General features: G+C 41.6%; 1 protein-coding gene. It reads left to right on the top strand.

Annotated features, from left to right (window positions below; all coding sequences use genetic code 11):
- Window positions 1–945: InlB B-repeat-containing protein (locus N1032_RS24080; protein ID WP_259542989.1), on the top strand; the 945-nt coding region annotated here is incomplete at both ends.

Here is a 945-nt window from a genome sequence, read left to right as displayed (position 1 = left end):
CGCAGGTTCAATCAGGTGAAGAAATTAAATACCGTTTTGATATTGATTCCTCTCATAGAATTCCAGTGAAAGGCGATCCGGCGGAATACGTCCTTCAATTCACTGATAATGACAATTATGTTCATAATGTAAAGAACTTCACAACAGCAGGCACGACTTACTACGAAAATACGACAACGGTTCCTAGTAGCAAAAATGGCGTAATTCACTTCGAATTGAATGCAGTTCCCGTGGCTCCGCCAGTAGTTAAAAGAACTTTGAATTTTTATCAAAACGGCGCAACGGCAACAGCGAACGGACAAAGCCTTGCACAGCCCAAACAATTTGACGATGGAACGGAAGTTGATATTGTTGTCACGCCTGCAAGTGGTTATCAATTCAAGACAATCACTACAAAGAAAGGCACAGTTGTAACGCCTATTACGATCACTGATATCAAAGCGCCAGTAAGTTTTAAACTTACAATGGACGCAGACACAGATATCACAGTACAGGAGGAACAAATCCCAGTTGCACCAGCCGTCAAGCACAATTTGACGGTCAATCATGACGCTAACTCGAATGTTACAGCAAGCGGAACAACCGTCACAAATGGGGCGATTTTGCCTTATGATGAAAATACCGCCGTGCCGATCGTGGTTAGTCCTAAAACAGGGTATGAAATCACTAAAATCGAATATATTAAGGGCGGAACAACTACGACCGTGCCTATTTCCAATTCTCAAGGGGCTAACAGCTTTTCAATCGTTCTTGATGGTGATTGTACCTTGAACGTAACAAGTGCCTTACACGTTGAAATGATCGATATTAAGCTAGACAATCAATCAGGGAATTTGAAAATCACTTTGAACGGAACGGAGTACACAACAACAACCACCGTGAAAGTACCAGAAAACACGGTTCTTAATTTCAAAGTTGAAGTTGTCAAACCTCATTTGCATTTTG

This window comes from Herbiconiux daphne, from assembly GCF_024979295.1.
Taxonomy (GTDB): Bacteria; Actinomycetota; Actinomycetes; order Actinomycetales; family Microbacteriaceae; genus Herbiconiux; species Herbiconiux daphnes.
The sequence above is the reverse complement of the archived record's forward strand: the minus strand, read 5'-3'. Positions and strand labels throughout refer to the sequence as shown.